3 protein-coding genes are annotated in these 3518 nt (G+C 62.5%); all 3 read right to left on the bottom strand.

What is annotated here, in order from left to right; all coding sequences use genetic code 11:
* Nucleotides 1-60: 60 nt before the first annotated feature.
* Nucleotides 61-1443, bottom strand: a complete 1383-nt coding sequence (locus DBR18_RS17525) for an MFS transporter (protein WP_108591249.1) — start codon at nt 1441-1443, stop codon at nt 61-63.
* 132 nt (nt 1444-1575) lie between these two features.
* Nucleotides 1576-2307 carry a helix-turn-helix transcriptional regulator gene (locus DBR18_RS17520; protein WP_108591245.1) on the bottom strand — a complete coding sequence of 244 codons (732 nt, stop codon included), beginning with the start codon at nt 2305-2307 and terminating at the stop codon, nt 1576-1578.
* Nucleotides 2308-2600: 293 nt separating this feature from the next.
* Nucleotides 2601-3518, bottom strand: a 918-nt coding sequence (locus tag DBR18_RS17515) for a LysR family transcriptional regulator (protein ID WP_108591248.1), incomplete at its 5' end; no start/stop codon positions are given.

Below are 3518 nucleotides of genomic sequence, written 5' to 3'. Positions count from 1 at the left end.
CATATTGGTTGAATGACACACCGCCTTCGCGAGCAAGCCCGCTCCCACAGGGTGCTGTGTTCAGCCAGCGATCTCTGCTTCAGTCAGCTCTTCCAGCGTCTTGCCCCGCGTCTCCATCCCGAACAGCCACACCACCCCCGCCGCAATTGCAAAGCACAGCGCTCCCAGCGCAAACACCCCGCCCTGCCCGGTAATCGGGAACACCAGCCCGGTCACCAGCGGCCCGAGCAGCGAGCCGACGCGGCCAATCGCGGAGGCAAAGCCCGAGCCTGTGGCGCGCGCCGAGGTCGGGTACAATTCCGGCGTGTAGGTGTAGAGCACTGCCCACATGCCGAACAGAAAAAACTGCATCAGCAGCCCGGAGCTGATGAGCAACGCGACGTTGCCGCCGAACACCGCACTTTGCCCGTAGAGAAACGCCATCACCCCGCCGCCGAGCAACGTCACGATGCACACCGGTTTACGCCCCCAGCGCTCCACCAGCCACGCCGCCATCAGGAACCCGGGAATCCCGCCCAGAGAAATCAGCACGGTGTAATACACCGACTGGGTCACGGCGAAACCCGACTGTTGCAATAATGCACTGAGCCACGATGTCAGCCCGTAAAACCCGAGCAAGGCGAAAAACCACAGGCTCCAGATCATCGTGGTGCGCTGGCGGTATTGCGGCGACCAGATCTGCTTGAGCGCCGAGAAGAAGTTACCCGGCGGCGTCACCGTCCGTGGCAAGCGCACCGGCTCAGGCAGCGTCGCACCACCGAGGGAAGTGCGCACGCGAGCCTCGATGGCGCTCAGCACCTTGTCCGCCGCGTCATGCCGCCCGGCCTGCTCCAGCCAGCGCGGTGATTCGGGAATGAAAAAACGGATCGCCAGCACGAACACCGCCGGCACCGCCAACACCAGAAAGATGTCGCGCCAGCCAATCAGTGGCAGCAGGAAGTACGACAGCACCCCGGCGGCAACAAAACCCAGCGGCCAGAAACCGTCCATCAACGCGATATAACGCCCGCGACGCTGCGCCGGAATCAGCTCGGAGAGCATCGACTGAGCGATGGGAAATTCCATGCCCATGCCGATCCCCAGCAGGATGCGAAACAGCGTCAGGCTCTCGACCGTTTGCGCGGTCGAACACAGGTAGCTGGCCACGCCCCACAGCACGATGCTCCACTGGAACACCGGTTTACGCCCAAAGCGGTCGGCAAGCATGCCCGACAACGATGCCCCCAGCACCATGCCGAAAAAGCTCGAGCTGGCGAGCAGCCCGGCTTGTGCGCTGCTCAGGCCGAACTCGCTTTTGATCGAGCCGAGCAGGAACGTCATCATCGCCAGGTCCATGGAGTCGAAGAAAAACGCCAAGGCAATGATGATGAAAATGATCCGGTGATAACCGCTCAACGGCAGCCGTTCCAGACGCTCTGCTGCGCTGAAGTCTCGCATGTCCATGCACATTCCCCCGATCCGCAATGTCTCCCCGGATCGAGTGTGCGCGATAACGTCTCAGCGCTTTTTCTAAATGCGACCTGTCCGCAGCCACAGACGACACTGGCCTCACGGCCTCACTCGGTGAATGTCCGGTTACGCCGGTTCCAGCTCTGTCTCGCGGGCGAACTGGTGAATTTCCCGCAGTCCCGCCGCCGTCAGTTGCAGGGCACGCGAGTCGTTGGGCAAGGTCAGCCAGCCGGACTGCATGAACAACTGCAGCAACGCTGCACCGAGCGCCCCGCCCATGTGCGGTCTGCGTTCGCTCCAGTCCGGGCAGGCGCAGGCCACTTGTGCCTTGCGATGAGCCAGGGCCTGGATGAATACCCCACGACTGGCCAGTTGTGTCGCGCCCTTGAGGGTGACCGCCACCCGCTGCTCGACCTGTTCGATCCAGCCGGCATCCAGCAGGCTTTGATACAGGTCGGCGGCCAGCGTGCCGCCCAGGTGATCATCGCAAAAACGCGCACGCAACAGCGATGAAGGAGCCGCCTGGGGTTTGGCAGTCGGGGTGGTGCGCTTGAGCGCGGGCGCTATTTCCCGCGGCGCGCTCGCAATCGTGGCACTGGCCAGGGCTTCGATGGCAGCAGCGATTTCGGGAGCCGCCAGACGGAAGAAACGCTTGCGCCCACGAGGCTCCACCTTCAACAGACCACCAGCAGACAGACGCCCCAGATGCGCACTGGCCGAAGACGGCGACAGGCCCGCCAGCAGCGCCAGCTCTTCGGTCTGCCGTGCGGAACCGTCCATCAGCGCCCACATCATTGCGCTGCGTTTGGGATCGGCCAGCAATGCGGCGATCTGACTGATGCAAGGTGCATGTTCCATGTGTTCACTCCCTGTTGAATCGTATCGTCTACTGCTCGCAGACATCTTGACCAGTAATGGGTCGTCGGCCAAGACGCGGAAAACGCCGTGAACCGTTGCAACTCAGGCTGTTGACGCAACACGTTGCGGCGGGTGCATGCGCAACGCTCGTCAGCTGCACAGCGCCGGCTCTGGCTGATGATCGGCGCTGGCTGAGGCGGCCGCTAGTATAAGCGGGATGCACGCGGCTTCCTGCGCCGCGGCTGACACGAATGGTGATAGTTTCTGAGTGAAATTTCGCTAATTGCCTGCGACTAATGATCAACTTTCGGGAATCCGCGAAATTGACTACTCAGTTCGGCGCATCGGCTGGCGAGCATCTCCCTTAAAAGGTTCACCGGCTTACTCAATTGCGCGCGATGAGCGCACAGCAAATTAAGCGGAGCACGCTCGCACAACAGCTCCGGCAACAGCACCTTCAGGCGCCCGGCGAGCACATCAGTGCCGACATCCAGCCAGGATTTATAGGCAATGCCGGCTCCCGCCACCGCCCACAAACGCACGACATCGGCATCGTCGCTCAGGCGATCACCGCTGACCGTCAGGCTCACTTCACGCTTGCCGTCATGAAAACTCCAATGGTCGTGCACACGACTGCCGAGCATGTACAGCAGGCAGTTGTGTTGCGCCAATTGTTCGAGCTGACGAGGTTCGCCGTGTCGTTCCAGATACGCCGGCGATGCGCAAAGCACGCGGCGATTGTCCGGGGCGATGGGCAACGCCACCAGACTGGAGTCCTCCGGCTCGCCATAGCGCAGGGCGATGTCCACTGGCTGACGGAACAGGTCGGCAATGCGATCGCCGAGCAGCAGGCGCACCGTCAGTTTCGGATGCTCGCGCTGAAACTCGTCGAGCCAAGGCACCAACAGGTTGCGGCCAAAATCCGACGGGGCGGACAACTGCAGAATGCCGCTGACCTGATCCTGCGCACTGGACAGAAAACGCCGACCCTCATCCAGATTGCTCAGCGCCGCCCGAGCGTATTCGAGAAAGCCTTCGCCTTCGGCGGTCAGGCGCAAGCTGCGCGTCGAGCGCGCGAGCAAGCGCGCGCCAAGTTGTTGCTCGATGCGCTTGAGCGACGCGCTGGCCACCGCCGCCGACATATCCATCACCCGCGCCGCCGCCGTCAGGCTGCCCAGATCCGCTGCACGAACAAACAACTGCAAATCGTC

This window comes from Pseudomonas sp. HMWF021 (assembly GCF_003061005.1).
GTDB lineage: Bacteria > Pseudomonadota > Gammaproteobacteria > Pseudomonadales > Pseudomonadaceae > Aquipseudomonas.
This window is presented reverse-complemented; position numbering and strand designations above follow the sequence as displayed.